The organism is Escherichia sp. E3659 (assembly GCF_005781135.1).
Classification (GTDB): domain Bacteria; phylum Pseudomonadota; class Gammaproteobacteria; order Enterobacterales; family Enterobacteriaceae; genus Escherichia.
Genome location: NZ_VATQ01000015.1, coordinates 308,855 through 327,306 on the forward strand (window position 1 = coordinate 308,855; position 18,452 = coordinate 327,306).

At 47.0% G+C, this 18,452-nt stretch carries 14 protein-coding genes and 2 pseudogenes; 8 read left to right on the plus strand and 8 right to left on the minus strand.

The annotated features are described in order from the left end of the window. Positions 1-10 precede the first annotated feature (10 nt). The 3 genes and pseudogenes from iadA to FEK47_RS13520 form a co-directional block, all read left to right on the plus strand. On the plus strand, positions 11-1,183 hold the full coding sequence (gene iadA / locus FEK47_RS13510) for a beta-aspartyl-peptidase (RefSeq protein ID WP_130204694.1): 1,173 nt from the start codon (positions 11-13) through the stop codon (positions 1,181-1,183). Positions 1,184-1,247: 64 nt separating this feature from the next. Continuing rightward, positions 1,248-2,159 carry a hypochlorite stress DNA-binding transcriptional regulator HypT gene (gene hypT / locus FEK47_RS13515; protein WP_135486727.1) on the plus strand — a complete coding sequence of 304 codons (912 nt, stop codon included), beginning with the start codon at positions 1,248-1,250 and terminating at the stop codon, positions 2,157-2,159. A 6-nt stretch (positions 2,160-2,165) separates the two neighbouring features. Further along, positions 2,166-2,537 (plus strand): annotated as a pseudogene (locus FEK47_RS13520) (putative PEP-binding protein); the annotation flags it as partial. Positions 2,538-2,584: 47 nt separating this feature from the next. Here the strand turns inward: FEK47_RS13520 and iraD are convergent. The 4 genes from iraD to uxuA form a co-directional block, all read right to left on the minus strand. Continuing rightward, on the minus strand, positions 2,585-2,968 hold the full coding sequence (gene iraD, locus FEK47_RS13525) for an anti-adapter protein IraD (RefSeq protein ID WP_033555723.1): 384 nt from the start codon (positions 2,966-2,968) through the stop codon (positions 2,585-2,587). Positions 2,969-3,381: 413 nt separating this feature from the next. Next, positions 3,382-4,155 (minus strand): Uxu operon transcriptional regulator, encoded by a 774-nt coding sequence (uxuR, locus tag FEK47_RS13530; protein ID WP_130216613.1) that lies wholly within the window; start codon positions 4,153-4,155, stop codon positions 3,382-3,384. A gap of 268 nt (positions 4,156-4,423) precedes the next feature. After that, positions 4,424-5,884, minus strand: a complete 1,461-nt coding sequence (locus FEK47_RS13535; RefSeq protein ID WP_135486728.1) for a fructuronate reductase — start codon at positions 5,882-5,884, stop codon at positions 4,424-4,426. Between the two features lie 80 nt (positions 5,885-5,964). Next, positions 5,965-7,149 (minus strand): mannonate dehydratase, encoded by a 1,185-nt coding sequence (uxuA, locus tag FEK47_RS13540; RefSeq protein WP_000438582.1) that lies wholly within the window; start codon positions 7,147-7,149, stop codon positions 5,965-5,967. Between the two features lie 458 nt (positions 7,150-7,607). Here uxuA and FEK47_RS13545 point away from each other — a divergent pair, with 458 nt between their 5' ends. Both FEK47_RS13545 and FEK47_RS13550 read left to right on the plus strand, forming a co-directional pair. Next, entirely contained in the window at positions 7,608-8,714 is a 1,107-nt protein-coding gene (locus FEK47_RS13545; RefSeq protein ID WP_135486729.1) for an N-acetylneuraminate epimerase, read from the plus strand. Between the two features lie 103 nt (positions 8,715-8,817). After that, a pseudogene (locus FEK47_RS13550) lies at positions 8,818-8,997 on the plus strand (sialate O-acetylesterase); the annotation flags it as partial. A gap of 7 nt (positions 8,998-9,004) precedes the next feature. On the opposite strand, the gene FEK47_RS13555 reads toward FEK47_RS13550, so the two are convergent. After that, entirely contained in the window at positions 9,005-9,655 is a 651-nt protein-coding gene (locus FEK47_RS13555) for an HNH endonuclease (protein ID WP_135486730.1), read from the minus strand. Between the two features lie 136 nt (positions 9,656-9,791). On the opposite strand from FEK47_RS13555, the gene FEK47_RS13560 reads away from it, so the two are divergent. After that, on the plus strand, positions 9,792-10,664 hold the full coding sequence (locus FEK47_RS13560; RefSeq protein ID WP_135486731.1) for a phosphorothioated DNA-binding restriction endonuclease: 873 nt from the start codon (positions 9,792-9,794) through the stop codon (positions 10,662-10,664). A gap of 62 nt (positions 10,665-10,726) precedes the next feature. On the opposite strand, the gene FEK47_RS13565 is transcribed toward FEK47_RS13560, so the two are convergent. The 3 genes from FEK47_RS13565 to FEK47_RS13575 all read right to left on the minus strand — a co-directional run bounded on the left by FEK47_RS13565 (position 10,727) and on the right by FEK47_RS13575 (position 15,280). Next, positions 10,727-12,037: an McrC family protein gene (locus tag FEK47_RS13565; RefSeq protein WP_138183210.1), complete on the minus strand. Its 1,311-nt coding sequence runs from the start codon at positions 12,035-12,037 to the stop codon at positions 10,727-10,729. Further along, the gene (locus FEK47_RS13570; RefSeq protein ID WP_138183211.1) at positions 12,034-14,088 is read right to left on the minus strand and encodes an McrB family protein; all 2,055 of its coding nucleotides are present in this window, start codon (positions 14,086-14,088) and stop codon (positions 12,034-12,036) included. The genes FEK47_RS13565 and FEK47_RS13570 overlap by 4 nt, the downstream gene beginning before the upstream one ends. Before the next feature lie 358 nt (positions 14,089-14,446). After that, on the minus strand, positions 14,447-15,280 hold the full coding sequence (locus FEK47_RS13575) for a DUF4942 domain-containing protein (RefSeq protein WP_135486732.1): 834 nt from the start codon (positions 15,278-15,280) through the stop codon (positions 14,447-14,449). A 305-nt stretch (positions 15,281-15,585) separates the two neighbouring features. Here FEK47_RS13575 and FEK47_RS13580 point away from each other — a divergent pair, with 305 nt between their 5' ends. Together FEK47_RS13580 and FEK47_RS13585 are read left to right on the plus strand one after the other, a co-directional pair. Then, the gene (locus FEK47_RS13580) at positions 15,586-17,142 is read left to right on the plus strand and encodes a type I restriction-modification system subunit M (protein WP_135486733.1); all 1,557 of its coding nucleotides are present in this window, start codon (positions 15,586-15,588) and stop codon (positions 17,140-17,142) included. After that, positions 17,139-18,338: a restriction endonuclease subunit S gene (locus FEK47_RS13585; protein WP_135486734.1), complete on the plus strand. Its 1,200-nt coding sequence runs from the start codon at positions 17,139-17,141 to the stop codon at positions 18,336-18,338. Before FEK47_RS13580 ends, FEK47_RS13585 begins: the two co-directional genes overlap by 4 nt. The last annotated feature ends 114 nt before the right edge of the window (positions 18,339-18,452 follow it).

Here is an 18,452-nt window from a genome sequence, read left to right on the forward strand (position 1 = left end):
AGGAGTTACCATGATTGATTATTCCGCAGCCGGTTTTACCCTGCTGCAGGGAGCGCATTTGTATGCGCCGGAAGATCGGGGAATTTGCGATGTCCTCGTTGCTAACGGCAAGATTATTGCCGTTGCCAGTAACATCCCTTCTGACATCGTACCGGACTGCACGGTTGTCGATCTCAGCGGGCAGATCCTCTGCCCAGGTTTTATTGATCAACACGTCCATTTAATTGGCGGCGGCGGCGAAGCTGGCCCTACCACACGTACGCCGGAAGTGGCATTAAGTCGTCTGACAGAAGCGGGCGTCACGTCAGTGGTTGGTCTGCTCGGCACCGACTCTATCTCTCGCCACCCGGAATCTTTACTCGCCAAGACTCGTGCGCTCAATGAAGAAGGCATCAGCGCCTGGATGCTGACCGGTGCTTATCATGTGCCTTCCCGTACCATTACAGGCTCGGTGGAAAAAGATGTGGCGATTATCGATCGCGTGATTGGCGTGAAATGCGCCATCTCTGATCACCGCTCGGCCGCGCCGGACGTTTATCACCTGGCCAATATGGCGGCGGAATCCCGCGTTGGAGGTTTGCTCGGCGGTAAACCTGGCGTCACCGTGTTCCACATGGGCGACAGCAAAAAGGCTTTACAGCCCATCTATGACCTTCTTGAGAACTGTGACGTCCCCATCAGCAAGTTGCTGCCGACCCACGTTAACCGCAACGTCCCGTTGTTTGAGCAGGCGCTGGAGTTCGCGCGCAAAGGCGGCACCATCGATATCACCAGCAGCATTGACGAACCGGTCGCCCCTGCCGAAGGTATTGCCCGCGCCGTTCAGGCGGGTATTCCGCTGGCCCGCGTCACCCTCAGCTCCGACGGCAACGGTAGCCAGCCGTTCTTCGATGACGAAGGGAATTTAACCCATATCGGTGTTGCCGGTTTTGAAACGTTGCTGGAAACCGTGCAAGTGTTAGTCAAAGACTATGGCTTTAGTATCAGCGATGCCCTGCGTCCACTCACCAGCAGCGTCGCTGGTTTCCTCAACCTGACCGGTAAAGGCGAAATTCTGCCGGGCAATGACGCAGATCTGTTAGTGATGACACCGCAGTTGCGTATTGAGCAGGTATACGCTCGCGGCAAACTGATGGTTAAAGACGGCAAAGCGTGTGTGAAAGGAACGTTTGAAACTGCATAAGCAGTTGTCAGCCGCCCGAATGGACGTAGAATGCCCGCAAGGGCGGCTGACAGAGTAAAACGCAATGGATGACAATGGTTCGGTCTTGCATAATATTGAAACCAAATGGCTTTACGATTTTTTAACGCTGGAAAAATGCCGTAACTTTTCCCAGGCGGCAGTCAGTCGCAACGTCTCACAACCGGCATTCAGCCGCCGGATACGCGCGCTGGAACAGGCGATTGGCGTTGAGTTATTTAATCGCCAGGTGACGCCGCTGCAACTCTCGGAACAAGGGAAAATATTCCATTCGCAGATCCGCCATCTGTTGCAACAGTTAGAGAGCAACCTTGCAGAACTCCGTGGTGGCAGCGATTACGCGCAACGCAAAATTAAAATAGCCGCTGCACACTCTCTTTCCCTCGGGCTGTTACCGTCCATTATCAGCCAGATGCCACCGCTCTTTACCTGGGCGATTGAAGCTATTGATGTCGATGAAGCGGTCGATAAACTGCGCGAAGGGCAAAGTGATTGTATTTTTTCTTTTCACGACGAGGACTTACTGGAAGCGCCGTTCGACCACATTCGGTTGTTTGAATCTCGTCTGTTCCCCGTCTGCGCCGTTAACGAACAGGGGGAAGCGCTTTTTAGCCTCGCGCAGCCGCACTTTCCTCTACTCAACTACAGTCGTAATTCCTACATGGGGCGATTGATTAACCGCACCCTGACGCGCCACGGCGAGTTAAGTTTCAGCACCTTTTTCGTGTCTTCAATGAGCGAGTTATTAAAGCAGGTTGCCCTCGACGGCTGTGGGATTGCCTGGCTACCGGAGTACGCCATACAACAAGAAATTCGCAGCGGGCAGCTCATTGTCCTGAATCGAGACGAATTAGTTATCCCGATTCAGGCCTACGCATACCGGATGAACACACGGATGAATCCCGTTGCAGAGCGTTTCTGGCGTGAACTGCGCGAGCTGGAGATTGAACCTGGCTGAAAGTTTTCTGCAGAAAATCTTCCGGCGCTGGGAATTATGATTGAGGTTCCTGCCGCAGTCATGATTGCAGACAAATTAGCCAGTGAAGTCGATTTCTTTTCCATCGGCACCAACGATCTGACGCAATATATTATGGCGGCAGACAGAGGAAATAGTACCGTCGCGGAACTGGTCGATTATCGTAATGACGCGGTGATTAACGCTATTGCTATGGTGTGTCAGGCCGGACGTAATAATGAAATTCCGGTCAGTATGTGCGGCGAAATGGCTGGAGATACCCAGCAAACAGCACGACTGCTCACTATGGGGATTGATAAGCTCAGTGCCAGTCCATCCCGACTTCCGGCCTTGAAAGCAGCAATCAGAACCTCCCACTAATTGTGACCTAACGCGATACGTCTTGCGCGTATCGCGTTTCTCATCATTTACTGCGGCATCGTGCGATGCCAGCTCCCCTTCTGCCAGACCAGGTCAAACGTTAGCGGCTCATCATCGTGGTACAGCATCATCTCCAGACTAATGACCAACTCGTGGCAATAGACTGCTTTCAGATTGACCTGCAATGCCGCAATACGTGGCTCATGAAATAAAAGCGCTGAACGTAACTGGCGGCAATACCAACTCTGGAGAAGCTTGTCGCTCTGATTATGCCCTTGCCACTCAGGCATGCCTGAAACAAGTAATATTGGTAGCGGTGAATGGGGAGAACTAAAAAGTTGAAAGAGATCCCGGCATACGGAATCACGCAGCGATAACGTATTGTTCCCTGTACTTTCAGGTAATACCGTCTGAACTGATTGGCGCATCATTTTGCGCACTCCTGACGTTTAGTGGCATCTGTATCCTGCCCTGGCTGCTGGACACCACTGGGTTGATGCTCATATTCCATAATCATTCCTTTATGCTCATTGCGTCCCTGGCACTTTCATAAGGGATTTATAAGATCCGCCAAAGATAAAACACTGTACAGAAAAGAATATCCACTGACTTTTTATTTAAAAAGGTATCATTTGACAAAAGTCATTAAACATAACGGAAATACGTTAACATATTCTGATTATTCCGAATAATTTCTCAGCGTTAAACTGATATATAATTATTCCAAAACAATATATCGTACGTAATGATTAAATTACGCATAATATATTCTGCAGAACATAATTAATTATTCAGGGAACATACATAGTGCAAAGCGGTTCAACTTTGCACCAGAAATGAGGGATCAGGCGTCCACTTTATCCAACGGCCACGAATCAAACAGATAACCATCGAAATAGATGTCATCAACATTTGAGAACTCCAGCAAGCGCTGCTTCACATTCTCCAGATGCTGCCACATCGCCAGTTTTGCCGCGCGGGCATCTTTTTTGATTAACGCAGCCAGGATTTGTTTGTGATCGTCTAACCACTCTTTGCGATACAAGCTGTCATCGAGATGGCTGTGCAACTGGATCCACATTGGATTATTTTCCCGCCACTCCCAGGACTGACGGAACAGTTCCACCAGCATGCTGTTATGCGTCGCTTCGGCAATGGCGAGGTGGAACTGCATGTCGCCGCTTTCGCTGCTGCCCGGCGCGCTGGAGGCCAGTTCACGCTCTTCCAGTTGCAATGCCTGACGCATTTTAACGATGTCTTCGCGGGTAGCCTGCAAAGCGGCAAACTCGGCGATGTTACTTTCCAGCAACTGGCGCGCCTGTAACAGTTCAAAAGGACCGGCGTCATTGCAGACGTTGGCCTCTGCGCTCTCTGCATTATGGCTGGGTAAACTGTCGAGCACATAAATACCGGCACCACGTCGTACTTCTACCAGCCCTTTGATCTCCAGCATGATCAGCGCCTCACGCACCACCGTGCGGGTGACATCCAGCATTTCTGCGATTTCACGCTCCGGCGGTAGCCGTTCGCCAGGATTGTACGGCGTCTTAAGGATCAGATCGCGGATCATCGCCCCAACTTCCTGGTAAGGTCTTTGCGCAGAGGTGGCAGATTTCATGATGTTGTGTCCGTTAGATGCGATTAATCAAATTATTGCCGGATGCGGCGTGAACGCCTTATTCGGCCTACAAAGAGTGCATATTCAATAAATTGCGATTGATCCGTAGGCCCGACAGGCTTGCTTACCGGGCAATTTTACGTTGACCGTTAATTTCAAACTATACCATTAGCACTGGAAGTTGGCACGTACAGGTGGGCAAAAAACGAAAACTGGTCAACCAAATATGATTTTGATTGACCAGTAAGTCTGTAGGGTAATCAGTCAGTTACAGTGCAGCCACACACTCACGCGCGCCGCGCTCGCACAGCTGCTGATATGCCGCAGTCACCGCGCCAACAAAGTCTGCATTTTGCGGCAGATCATCGGCAAAGATACCGCTCAGGCCCAGCAACGCTTTCACGCGGTCTGCGCCCTGATACTGCACATTGATCTTCTGGAACTCGGCCAGCATCGGGTCTACCACGTCAATAGCATTACCCTGCTCATCCACGCCCTGGGTGTAACGCATCCAGCCAGCCACACCCAGCGCCAGGTGGCGCCAGCTACCGCCGTTTTGCAGGTGCAGACGCACCGGATCCAGCAAACGCTGCGGTAACTTCTGGCTACCGTCCATCGCAATCTGCCAGGTGCGGTGACGCAGAGACGGGTTGCTGAAACGCTCGATCAGCAGCGTCGCATAGGCGTTCAGATCAGTCCCTTCCGGCATCGACAGCGTTGGCGCTTGTTCCTGCATCATCAGGGCAAAGGCCGCTTTGCGATAATCCGGGTTAGTCATGGTGTCGGCAATGGTTTCATAGCCGCCGAGGTAACCGAGGTATGCCAGGAAAGAGTGGCTGCCGTTAAGCATACGCAGTTTCATCATTTCGAACGGTACAACATCGGCAACAAACTGCGCGCCGACTTTATCCCAGTCCGGACGGCCATTAACGAAGTTATCTTCAATTACCCACTGACGGAATGGTTCGCAGGCAATGGCGCACGGGTCGTAAACGCCCAGCTGGTCAGCAATTTCCTGCAAAGTTTCTGGCGTCGCCGCCGGAACGATGCGGTCAACCATGGTGCACGGGAAGGTGACGTTCTCTTCAATCCATGCCGCCAGCTGCGGATCGCGTGCCTGAGCCAGCCCCAGAACAGCAACCTTCGCCACATGACCGTTTTCACGTACGTTGTCGCAGGACATCACCGTAAACGCTTTCAACCCTTTTTCACGACGCAGGCGCAAGGCTTCGACGATGTAACCAATCGCGGACTTCGGCGCAGTCGGGTTTTCCAGATCGTGCTTGATCAGCGGGTTATTGAGATCCAGCTGACCGCTTGCCGCATCGGCACAATAGCCTTTTTCCGTGACCGTCAGGGAGACAATCGCCGTTTGCGGACGCGCCATCGCGTTGAGAATACCTTCGCAACCGTCGATTTCCGGGTGTAGAGCTTCTTTCATCGAACCGATAATTTTCAGCTCGGTGCTTTCTGCGCCTTTCTCCGCCACGGTGTACAGCAGTTGCTGTTTTTTCAGGTTTTCGATCAGCACGCGGTCATTGCCTGGCATCAGGTTAACTTCGCAGATACCCCAGTCGCTGTCGGTGCTTTCCAGCAGGTGATGGGTATACAGCGCCTGGTGCGCGCGGTGAAACGCCCCGCAACCGAGATGCACAATGCGTGATTCCAGACGAGAATGATCCCATGACGGGCGGGCAACCGGCAGATTGCTGTCAACAATAGTAGTCATCGTAAACTCCAGAATCCGTCTTCAGAGAGTGACGGCAAGGAAGAAGGAACCGGCACGGCGCGCAGCCATGCCGGTGGATATTAACGGCTAAAGAAAGCGCGCTGGATCGCCAGTTCGACACCGCGAACTTCGGCCAGGCCTTTCAGACGACCAATTGCGGAGTAACCTGGGTTGGTTTTCTTCTTCAGGTCGTCCAGCATCTGATGACCGTGGTCCGGACGCATCGGGATCAGGTCTTCTTTGCCTTCCGCTTTACGACGGTGCTCTTCTTCAACAATCGCTTTCACCACTTCGTACATATCAACGTCACCGTTCAGGTGCGCCGCTTCGTGGAAGGTTTTCGGGTTATCTTCACGCATGGTGGAGCGCAGATGGGTGAAGTAAATACGCGGACCGAACTGCTTGATCATATCAACCAGATCGTTGTCGGCACGCACGCCGTAGGAACCGGTGCACATGGTGAAACCGTTCGCCATGCTGTTTACGGTATCAACCATCCACTGCATATCTTCAATGGTGGAAACGATACGCGGCAGGCCGAGGATCGGGCGCGGCGGATCGTCCGGGTGAACAGCCATACGCACGCCAACTTCTTCGGCAACTGGAATGATCGCTTTCAGGAAGACCGCAAAGTTTTCGCGCAGCTTCGCTTTGTCGATATCTTTGTACAGCTCCAGGTGCTTACGGAACTGGTCGAGGGTATAACCTTCTTCCGCGCCCGGCAGACCTGCGATGATATTACGGGTCAGACGCGCTTTGTCTTCGTCGCTCATAGTGGCGAAGCGTTCTGCTGCCTGAGCAATTTCTTCTTCGGTGTAGTCCGCTTCTGCGCCTGGACGCTTCAGGATGTGCATTTCGAATGCAGCGAATTCGATCTGGTCGAAGCGCAGAGCTTTGGAGCCGTCTGGCAGCACGTATTCGAGGTCAGTACGGGTCCAGTCGAGCACCGGCATGAAGTTATAGCACACGGTGCGGATACCGCACTGCGCCAGGTTGCGCAGGGTCTGCTGATAGTTAGCGATCCACTGCTCATAGTTGCCAGTGTGGGTTTTGATATCTTCGTGAATTGGCACGCTTTCCACGACAGACCACACCAGACCTGCGTCTTCAACGATAGCCTTGCGTTTGAGGATCTCTTCAACGGACCATACTTCGCCGTTCGGGATATGGTGCAGCGCGGTAACCACGCCAGTTGCGCCCGCCTGACGGACATCAGCTAAAGAAACCGGATCGTTAGGGCCGTACCAGCGCCAGGTCTGTTCCATGTTTATTCCTCTTTCACGTAGTGGGTTCAACAGCGAAGAGACGCGGAACCCCGGAGTTGTTTAGGTATCCGAATGAACGACCAGACCGCAGCCGTGGAGTTGCATCGGATGAGATGGCGTATAAGTTCTACCTTTTGGTAATACATGTCAACCTGAAATCTAAAATTGGTTAACCACATCACAAGAAATCTACTCTCCTGCCGGTTGACGTAAATGACAACAAAGGAGAATCGGCGGTTAGTGATCGGGGGATGTGACATTCATCGCAATAATGGTTGACCAATTTACATAACGTGTCGTCCAACATAACAATGGATTAACCTGCTCCCCCATTGCATAAGTTGTGACCGACACAACAAAACTGATGCTGTTGCAAAGATTGCTACTTAGTTTTGGTATAAAAGGTATACAGGCACATGGTGCAACATTTGAATTCCAGCGAGCAGGAGTAATTCACAATGAAGAGAACAATAACGGCGCTTGCTATCATGATGGCATCATTTGCCGCGAACGCGTCTGTATTACCGGAAATTCCAGTACCATTTAAAAGTGGTACTGGTGCAATTGATAACAACACTGTCTACATTGGTTTAGGTAGTGCAGGAACGGCATGGTACAAGCTGGACACACAGGCCAAAGATAAAAAATGGACAGCTCTGGCTGAATTCCCCGGTGGTGCGAGAGATCAAGCAACGTCCGCATTTATTGATGGTGATTTGTATGTATTTGGCGGTATTGGCAAAAACCAACTAGGTTTAACCAGGGTGTTCAACGATGTGTACAAATATAGCCCAGCAACTAATACCTGGATTAAATTGATGTCACACGCACCGATGGGCATGGCGGGTCATGTGACTTTTGTTCACAACGGCAAGGCTTATGTTACTGGCGGTGTTAACCAAAATATCTTCAATGGCTATTTTGAAGATCTCAACGAGGCTGGAAAAGATTCAGCAACTATAGATAAAATCAACGCCCACTATTTTGACAAAAAAGCAGAAGATTATTTCTTCAATAAGTTTTTGTTGTCTTTTGATCCCTCTACACAGCAATGGAGTTACGCTGGTGAATCGCCCTGGTACGGGACGGCTGGTGCGGCGGTTGTGAATAAAGGTAATAAAACCTGGCTTATTAATGGTGAAGCAAAGCCTGGACTGCGGACAGATGCCGTATTTGAACTTGATCTTACCGGCAATAACGTAAAATGGAATAAGCTTCCTCCCGTCTCATCACCAGATGGCGTCGCTGGCGGTTTTGCGGGGATAAGCAATGATTTTCTTATATTTGCCGGAGGGGCCGGATTTAAAGGCTCGCGGGCAAATTACCAGAACGGTAAGAACTATGCGCATGAAGGCCTGAAAAAATCATATAGCGCTGATATTTATCTGTGGCATAACGGGAAATGGGAGAAATCTGGCGAACTGACGCAAGGTCGGGCCTACGGAGTATCATTGCCCTGGAATAATAGTCTATTGATTATTGGCGGTGAAACTGCGGGTGGTAAAGCAGTGGCGGATTCAGTGTTGCTCTCAGTGAAAGATAATAAAGTTACTGTGCAAAACTAACTTTTCAGGGTATCCATTGCCTGAAAATAAAGATGTTGTTCATCCCGGAATAAATAACTGGCGCGGTTTGCGCAGATACATCCTGCGCCCGCCATATCACTTTAAAAGAGAACTGACAAACGCGCCTGATGAAAATCCAAATAACTTGAGCAAGGGATATAACGGTTCAGCGTACCGAACGCTGGAGAACTGGACGACGGCGCTACGAAGCCGTCATTTCAGTCGGGGGATGATTGTAGACAAATTTGTTGACGCTATTTTGCAGTTTTGGCGCGAAAGATGAGCGTTCATTAATTTGATTTATTTGCATTCATCAACGCTTTTAACTCCTCCGGCGTAAACGGTGGTTTGCGTCGGTGCAGCATCGCATGGCAATTAGGGCAAACAGGCAGCAAATCATTAACCGGATCCAGCTGGTAATCCTCTTTAATGGCTGAAAGCGGCACAAGGTGATGCATATGGATAAAGCCCTCAGCGATATCGCCATAGATCTTCACCAGATCCACTCCGCATACGTTGCACTGGCATCCGTGATGTTCGACTGCTTTATCGCGGGCCTTTTTATCGCGTTCATAGCGGTTTACCGTCACCTTTATTGCCGCACCTTCAACGAATTTCTCCTGCGACGGCAACTCATTCGGGAACAGAACGTCGGCTATGGGAGCCGCAGTGGCTTTATCCTGATGAATGTGAAATCCCTGATCTATGAGTAGCTTGACGCATTTAGATTTTATTCCGCCGGTGAAATCCGCAGGGGTAAATTGCGTCCCCGTCATCAATGTCGCTGCGATGCCAGCAATCGCCTTCGAGGGGTAACGTCGGCCATGATATTCAATCTCATACAACCGTGCAGGCTGGAACTGATGAGTTTCTCCCGCATCCCATAAATGGATAGCTTCGATGATATACCGCCGCGGAAGATGGTCGGGAAGTTTATTCATGGGGAATATCCTTATACGTTCTCAGAACAGGCAGCAAAAAAACAAATGAGATCAAGGTAATATATCTTCACTTGCAGGCTTGAACAGCAGAAAATTTGCGAGCATGATCGCAATTATTTCACTGCCAGGGATATCAATGGCTTCCAGTAAATCGCTACAGCAGGCAATTGCCAACATAAAAATCTGGCACAAGGGTGAACAGCGCGCACCTCATAAGCCATTGTTACTGCTATACGTATTAGCGGGATACCTGAATGGACATCCGCGCCTTTTCGATTATGGCTCGGAAATCTACGAACCTCTGCACAGTTTACTGGAACGTTTTGGGCCACAGCGTTCGCAGTACCGACCTGATATGCCGTTCTGGCGATTACAAGGCGACGGATTCTGGCAATTACACAATGCCGGGCTTTGCTCAACAGCAGGGAGCTGCCGACAACCGCCAGTGAAGGAACTGACCGAACACCACGTTGCAGGCGGTTTCGATGAACAGCACTACGCTCTGGTAACTGGCAATAAAAAACTCATTAATACTCTGGCACAACAGATACTCGAAGCGCACTTCACCGAGAGTATTCAGGAAGAAATTGCTGACGAGCTGGGTTTTGATCTCCAGCAAATCCGTAAACAGCGCGACCCGTTATTTCGCAAACTTGTATTGCGCGCATATAACTACCAGTGCGCGATATGTGGCTTTAATATGCGCCACGATGACACCACCGTCGCACTGGAAGCAGCGCATATAAAATGGAAACAGCACGGCGGCCCTTGTGAAATCCCTAATGGTCTGGCGCTTTGCGCAATTCACCATAAAGCCTTTGATAAAGGATCGATTGGCCTGGATGAAAATATGCGGGTGCTGGTATCAGATGCGGTAAACGGCGGAGGTATCGTTGAGAGATTATTCTGGGATTTTGACGGGAAAACTATTGCGTTGCCACAGGTGCGTAAAAATTACCCTTTTGAGGGGTTTGTAGAGTGGCATCGGAAAGAGGTTTTTAGGGGGTGAGGTAGGCTATCTTGTGCATACAAATAGACAAATAAATTGTATAAAGAGATAGCCTACAAATACTAAATAAATTCAGCCCCACTAGGAAAACGCAACTCTGATGTCTGTAAACTCTCGCCAATAAAAAAAGGTACAACCCATAAACGTAACCTATTTTCCTTCTGATGGCTAAATTCATAAGGATGAGGAGATGGCTGATTAAATCCGTTATGATAGGGGTATATCAAAATCATATCACCTTCCCCCTCCTGGTAATTCAATCCATAGGCAAGCATTTGGTAGAGATCGGCTTGAGATTGTTCAAGACTGTCCTTTCTGCCATTTACTATCTTCCATTTAACATCACAGGTAATAACTGAACCAGTAGTACTTTTACGAGGCCGTAAACAAATATCAGGCCGCAGCTTAAATAAAGCTTTACCGTTATAACTAATCAGATTTTTTGAATTTACCTGTGCGTCCACTCGCCATTTATCATAATAACGATAACGCATCCATGTCGTCACAAAAGATTCAAAAACAGCCTCCATCGGGAAAAGCAGTGAAAAAGCATTAACATCCCCATACATACAGTGTGGAGAATCGCCCAATAAAATCATCTTCGCCCACGCTAATGCTTGCTCATAGTGATGCATGTGTCTATCAAAGTGTAACTGCTCGAAAGCTATATAAGCATCATGAACTGACGTGATATTTTCAAAGTGAAACTGCAGCTGTGTTATCTGCTGTAATAATTGTGGATTACTGGTCTGGCGACTAATCTTATTGATTGCAGTTTTGAGTATCCGGTTTTCCAGACGATTGACGCTGTACTCGTCATACTCCACCTGAAAACGATCCCGCCTAATACAGTTTTTGCTTAATTGTGCAGAGATCCGTAATCTTCCTTTCATCCATGGAAGATTATCTTCCTGACGTAAATAGTCACGTTTTAACCCTCTCTGCACAATCTTACGCACGCTCTCTATAAATTGTTGAATAAAGATATCCATCAGAGGCATTTTAGATATTTTGACGCCAGATTCAGAGGAGGCAATATGACGAAATGATTTTAACGTACGTAACATCATCAGTAATTGTTGACGAACAGTATCCTCATTATCCTGACCTGTTTTAGGCAGGATTTCGAGAAATCGCCCCCCTGGCAGTGAGATTACTCCTGCATAGTTTTTTACCTGCAGCGTTTTTACTCCATTCCGGCTGCTAAGGGTGAGCAAACGATGAGTATTATCAGCATCGTCTTTCAGACAGCGCAGCTCAAGCCATTTAAATAGGTCTGCAGGTAGCACTACCGCATTATTTATACGGGCATCACCTTCCTCACTCACTAAATGCCCGTATTCGAACACAGTGAAATGACTGGAAGATTTCATTCCGCACTCCTGCGTTTTTCTTTTTGAGGTGCATAAATTTGCTGCCAGGCGATTGGATTGTCCCAAACGTTGTCATCCTCTGCTGCCAGGTGAAAACTGGTTCCCAAGTCATCTGTTCCGTTATCACCAAAGAGATCGGCATACTTTTTCTGGTATTTCACCTCACGTACAAATTGAAGATCTGGTGCTTCCTCTTTTTGGTTATCAGCCAGTACCATGCGAATTTTTTGCCAGTCATTGTAAAAATATTCTTCCAGCAATGGTAGTATCTTATTTCGCATAATCCGTTTGAATCTTTCAAATGCCAGAGCTTCGTCTTCTTTTGCCTGCACAACAGGGATAAAAAAAGCATGCCCCAGCATATGTTCTCTATCGTATAAAACCTGGATGCGATCGTTAAGCGTCTGCAATAGACGAGGCAGATCAATACCTTTAATGACAGTATCTTTCAGAACAGTAATATCTGGCAGCATCGCTTCAAAATCAAATCTGCGACGTAGTGCAGTATCAAGTGCAGTAAGCGAATGATCAGCGGTGTTCATGGTACCAATTAAATAAAGGTTATTCGGTACACTAAATGGAGTGGAAGAGTATGGCAGCAATACGCTAAGCGATTCTGGCTCACCAGCCCGTTTAGATGGCTCAATAAGGGTAATTAGTTCACCAAAAATTTTTGAAATATTACCCCGATTTATTTCATCAATAATGAGAACATAGTTTTCCTTTTTTTCTGAAGCTACGCTCTGAGTATTCAGAGGCAGATAACGTTGATTAATTAAATAGTTAAGGATACTGCGTACATAAGATGGATTATGTACTTTTGCTCGTGGATCCTGATAAACTTGCCGAATATCCTTCAAATAGGCATTGTAACCCTGTCCTAAATCCTCTTTTTTCGATTGTGACGGAAAAATTCCAAAGTTGGTTTGACTTTTATACGTCAGCTGGAAGGCCTTACCCTGTTGTGTTTCCAGCGTGATATTTTCACCTTCAGATAAACGTTCTTGTAGGCGAGTAAGTGCGCTATCCAACATTTCCTGCGCACCAGCATGACCAAAGGCGGCATCCTCGCATATCTGCTTAAAAATACCTGCCTTTATTTCGTATTTTACATTACCGTCATCAGTAGTCTCAGCTCTTAAACCTTCAATAAACTCTTCATAACCAAAGCTCTGATGAAAGGTGATAAAACGCACTCGATTTTCTTTGATAAGCTGATCATAAATCTTTTTCAACTCGCGACGTTTTTCACTCTCATCCTTACCCTCCTGCAGGGAGTAAGCGATCGGATCACAAATTTGTACAGCAAGCTCAATAGTACGATATGTTTTACCTGTACCTGGCGGGCCATAGAGAATTGTGTTTTTAGGCAATGGCGAACTTATAACATCATCTTCTTGCTCATTTTCTTGTAAAGCACTTTCGCTTCCAACTAAACCGATAGCATTTTTATCCTGAATTTCATACGCATAGAGATGCCAAAGTGACATATTCAGCTCAATAGGGTCGATATCATCACCCAGCGCACGATTTAGCGTTTCTTTAAGATCAACATTGCGAGCCAGCCACTCCCGTTCTCTGGAAAGACCTAGCTGGAAATGGTTGTTGCAATAATTGTAGCAACTAAAAAAATTATTAACATTCACGACACTGCTAATTTTTGATGGGTATATTGCTGCAAAAGCACGATTACAAAGAGCCCTATATACCTTATTTAATACTCCGTCCGCTTTAAGTTTGATAAGGCGTTCAATGACCCGATTATAATTTTCTTGTGTACACTCTTCTGCTATCTGACGGGTGAGTGTTAGAAGGTCTTTTTGTGCATTTTCAAATTCAACCAATGACATCCCACCTTGCATCAGGCTGGAGACACCATTGTCACGTTCATACCATACCTGCCGAATCGTGGCTTCAGAAAAGTTTGGTTTTTCGGCCTGAATCTGTTCTACAAGCTCGCGGTAGTGTTTGCCCCAAACTGAATTGTATTGATTATTTTTTTCAATTTGAGCGCGAAAGAAGGGGGCTAATGCTGATGAATCCTGAACCATCTCTTAATCCAATATTTAGGGGGGAGGGAAATTGGGATAGCCTTATCTTATCGGATTAATCTCAAAAATGTTAAATTTTATGATAAAAAAATAACTTTCATCCTGAAATTACCTTCTGCCCTGGAGCCGCCACATTTATCTGATGACTTTGAACTGCAAAACGCATGGTGTTGGTGGTTCTCAGAGAAGGCCATAGCATTCTTTCAGACGTAAAATCGCTACTCGTTTTTCAACCTGTGTGCATTTTCTAGTTGCATAGGGAATCAACGGTTTTCAGGTAGGTATTATTTCCAGTAAATGGATATGCCGAAATTCAGAGGGTTCCAGTAACGACATTTTGACAGCAAACATACGACATTCATTTTGCTGATAACGCTGACGGATAGTGCTTCGCCACAATGTCATTCATCTTATCCACCAGATCCAGTCGCTTGAAAGTGATATGCCCACTGCCTTTCTGGTAATAGCGGATGACAAATAAATCGTCATCAAATACCTGTTCATGCGGGTGAGCACTAACGAAGTCCATAAACCGAATCGCAACATCATGCCGGTTATCGGGAATTGCCTTCCCATCCAGCAGATAGAACATCCGTTCCAGATCGGCAAGCTGATCTCGCCGCCAGCCCCAGTTCAGGCTGTAGCCCCATCTGTCATGCTTCACCAGATTGTTAACGATAATCTTCTTACCGAAGTAACAGGGATTATTGGTTTTGTAATCCCAGCTCAATCCCTTAAATACATTGATAATCCCACGTTCGAAAACGTCCTGCTTATTGTGGTGAAGTTGTTCAAAGGTACTCAGGATGTTGGCTTCGCTAATCGCCGGGAGATCGCCCTCCTCCAGATTCTTTGCCCACTGACTGCGGGCTTCGGCATCCATCAGAGTCAACATCCCGGACTTCAGCATGAGATCGCGCCAGATGCTGCGATCGATATTGCGGGTGATCGCCGACATCGCTTTGTCGGTTGGTTGCATCAGCCAGCAGTCAAAGGCATATCCATTACGCATTGCCCAGGTTCCAGCCACATCACCGCCAATACTGGATGTCAGGCTGGAGATATCATCCAGTTTTTGGATTAACGCCGCTATCTGGTTCAGTGCACTATCACGTCCTGTGACGATACGCTCAATACTGGTCGAGCAAATTAGTTCGTTATGATCGGTTAAGACTTCAGCTTCTGTCTGCATAATCTTTCATCCGTAAAAAATACACTCGCCGTTAGTAGCAGACGAATTATCCACTGGTGAAAGATTGGGTAAATAATGAGATTGAAAATCGGGAAGGTGACTCGCAATAAATTATCTGATCACCTACGGATGGGCGATGGGCATATAAAGTAGCCTCCTGACTCAAGCGGTGAATGCTGAGTAAGTTGCACTAACAATCTGATGCTGAATCCCCTCCTCGCCGTCATACAAATCTGAAAAACCAAACAACTTCCGGTAAAATCCCGGCAAAAGCCGACGTTAAAAACACATTCAAAGGATAAAAAATGACCAGTCTTCAGCAGCGCGCGGAGCTTCATCGCCAAATCTGGCAAATTGCTAACGATGTCAGAGGTTCGGTCGATGGATGGGATTTTAAGCAATACGTTCTGGGCGCGCTTTTCTACCGTTTTATCAGCGAAAATTTTTCCAGCTATATTGAAGCCGGTGATGACAGCATCTGTTATGCGAAATTGGATGACAGCGTAATTACTGATGACATTAAAGACGATGCCATCAAAACCAAAGGCTACTTCATCTACCCAAGTCAGCTTTTCTGCAACGTAGCTGCGAAAGCAAATACCAATGACAGACTGAATGCAGATTTAAACAGCATCTTCGTTGCTATCGAAAGTTCTGCTTACGGTTACCCTTCAGAAGCTGACATCAAAGGTTTGTTTGCTGATTTCGATACCACCAGTAACCGCCTGGGTAACACCGTTAAGGATAAAAATACCCGCCTGGCCGCGGTTCTAAAAGGGGTTGAAGGATTAAAACTTGGTGACTTCAACGAACATCAGATTGACCTGTTCGGCGATGCCTATGAGTTCCTGATTTCTAACTATGCGGCGAATGCTGGTAAGTCAGGCGGCGAGTTCTTTACACCGCAGCACGTCTCTAAGCTGATTGCACAACTGGCAATGCACGGCCAGACCCACGTTAACAAAATCTACGACCCGGCAGCAGGTTCCGGTTCGCTGTTGTTGCAGGCTAAAAAACAGTTTGATGACCATATCATCGAAGAAGGTTTTTTTGGTCAGGAAATCAACCATACGACCTATAACCTGGCGCGTATGAACATGTTTTTGCACAACATCAACTACGACAAGTTTGATATCAAGTTGGGCAATACGCTGACTGAGCCGCACTTCAGAGATGAAAAACCGTTTGATGCCATCGTTTCTAACCCGCCGTATTCGGTGAAATGGATTGGCAGCGATGACCCGACGCTGATTAACGATGAACGTTTTGCCCCGGCTGGCGTCCTGGCCCCCAAATCCAAAGCTGACTTTGCGTTTGTATTACATGCACTGAACTATCTTTCGGCCAAAGGTCGTGCTGCGATTGTTTGCTTCCCGGGTATTTTTTACCGTGGCGGCGCGGAGCAGAAAATCCGTCAGTATCTGGTTGACAATAACTATGTCGAAACCGTAATTTCACTGGCTCCGAACCTGTTCTTTGGCACCACCATTGCCGTCAATATTCTGGTGTTGTCTAAACATAAAACCGATACCAAAGTTCAGTTTATTGACGCCAGCGAACTGTTCAAAAAAGAGACTAATAACAACATCCTGACCGATGCCCATATCGAACAGATTATGCAGGTATTTGCCAGCAAGGAAGATGTTGCCCATCTGGCAAAATCTGTCACGTTTGAGACCGTTGTCGCTAATGACTATAACCTGTCGGTGAGCAGCTATGTTGAAGCGAAAGATATTCGCGAAATTATCGATATCGGTGAGCTGAATGCTGAGCTGAAAACCACGGTCAGCAAAATCGACCAGTTGCGCAAAGATATTGATGCGATTGTGGCTGAAATTGAAGGCTGCGAGGTGCAGAAATGAACGAGTTGAGTTATCTGGAAAAATTACTGGATGGGGTTGAAGTTGGGTGGAAAACCCTTGAGGATATAACTTTACGAACTAGTAATATTAAATGGCGAGAGGCTATTCGTTCCTATAGATATATAGATTTAACTTCAGTTGATATAGCGACAAAAAAAATAATTGAGACAACAGAAATCACAAAAAATAATGCACCGAGCAGAGCTCAAAAACTTGTAGATGAAAATGACGTAATTTTTGCAACAACTCGCCCTACACAACAGCGATTCTGTTTAATTGATAGCGAATACGCTGGTGAGGTAGCAAGTACCGGGTACTGTATTTTACGAGCAAAAAAAGATCAGGTTTTACCTAAATGGATTTTACATTGGATTTCAACTTCTGATTTCAAAAAACATGTCGAAGAAAATCAAAGTGGCTCTGCATATCCTGCGATTTCTGACTCAAAAGTGAAGGAGTGTCTAATCCCAATTCCCTGCCCGGATAATCCGGGAAAATCCCTTGCCATCCAGTCTGAAATCGTTCGGATTCTGGACAAATTTACTGCACTTACCGCTGAGCTTACCGCTGAGCTTAACATGCGTAAAAAACAGTACAATTACTATCGCGACCAGTTGTTGAGTTTTAAAGAGGGTGAGGTTGAGTGGAAGACTTTGGGAACATTTGCAGATAATTTTGATTCTCTTAGAAAACCAATAACTAGTGGATTAAGGGAGACTGGAAATATTCCCTATTATGGTGCGTCAGGCATTGTTGATTACGTAAAAGATTATATTTTTGATGATGACCTGTTATTAATTTCTGAAGATGGTGCGAATCTTATTGCAAGAAATACCCCTATAGCTTTTAGCATTAGCGGTAAAACGTGGGTGAATAATCATGCTCATGTTCTTAAATTCAAAAACTACACTGAACAAAAATTTGTTGAATATTACTTAAACAATATCAATCTTACGCCGTACATATCAGGAGCAGCCCAGCCAAAGCTAAATAAGAAAAACTTAGAAAGTATCCGTATTCCTAATCCATCACTAAAAGAAAAAGAGCAGATTGTTACTATTCTCGATAAATTCGACGCCCTGACCAACTCCATCACCGAAGGTCTTCCGCGTGAAATCGAGTTGCGCCAGAAACAATACGAATACTATCGTGATTTACTGTTCAGTTTCCCAAAACCTGAAACTGTCAGTAATTAATTGACCATTACTACCGACCGGACCACCTTAACATCCGGTCTGTATATAGACTATTTTTTACACGCTGGAAGTCACTCTTAACGCCCTTCCGGCCCTTGCCAGACGGCACAAAGG

Coding starts and splice junctions, on each gene's coding strand:
- uxuR (WP_130216613.1), bottom strand. CDS start 4,155: ATGAAATCTGCCACCTCTGCGCAAAGACCTTACCAGGAAGTTGGGGCG.
- uxuA (WP_000438582.1), bottom strand. CDS start 7,149: ATGGAACAGACCTGGCGCTGGTACGGCCCTAACGATCCGGTTTCTTTA.
- FEK47_RS13565 (WP_138183210.1), bottom strand. CDS start 12,037: ATGAAATCTTCCAGTCATTTCACTGTGTTCGAATACGGGCATTTAGTG.
- iadA (WP_130204694.1), top strand. CDS start 11: ATGATTGATTATTCCGCAGCCGGTTTTACCCTGCTGCAGGGAGCGCAT.
- FEK47_RS13570 (WP_138183211.1), bottom strand. CDS start 14,088: ATGGTTCAGGATTCATCAGCATTAGCCCCCTTCTTTCGCGCTCAAATT.
- hypT (WP_135486727.1), top strand. CDS start 1,248: ATGGATGACAATGGTTCGGTCTTGCATAATATTGAAACCAAATGGCTT.
- FEK47_RS13585 (WP_135486734.1), top strand. CDS start 17,139: ATGAACGAGTTGAGTTATCTGGAAAAATTACTGGATGGGGTTGAAGTT.
- FEK47_RS13555 (WP_135486730.1), bottom strand. CDS start 9,655: ATGAATAAACTTCCCGACCATCTTCCGCGGCGGTATATCATCGAAGCT.
- FEK47_RS13535 (WP_135486728.1), bottom strand. CDS start 5,884: ATGACTACTATTGTTGACAGCAATCTGCCGGTTGCCCGCCCGTCATGG.
- iraD (WP_033555723.1), bottom strand. CDS start 2,968: ATGATGCGCCAATCAGTTCAGACGGTATTACCTGAAAGTACAGGGAAC.
- FEK47_RS13575 (WP_135486732.1), bottom strand. CDS start 15,280: ATGCAGACAGAAGCTGAAGTCTTAACCGATCATAACGAACTAATTTGC.
- FEK47_RS13545 (WP_135486729.1), top strand. CDS start 7,608: ATGAAGAGAACAATAACGGCGCTTGCTATCATGATGGCATCATTTGCC.
- FEK47_RS13580 (WP_135486733.1), top strand. CDS start 15,586: ATGACCAGTCTTCAGCAGCGCGCGGAGCTTCATCGCCAAATCTGGCAA.
- FEK47_RS13560 (WP_135486731.1), top strand. CDS start 9,792: ATGGCTTCCAGTAAATCGCTACAGCAGGCAATTGCCAACATAAAAATC.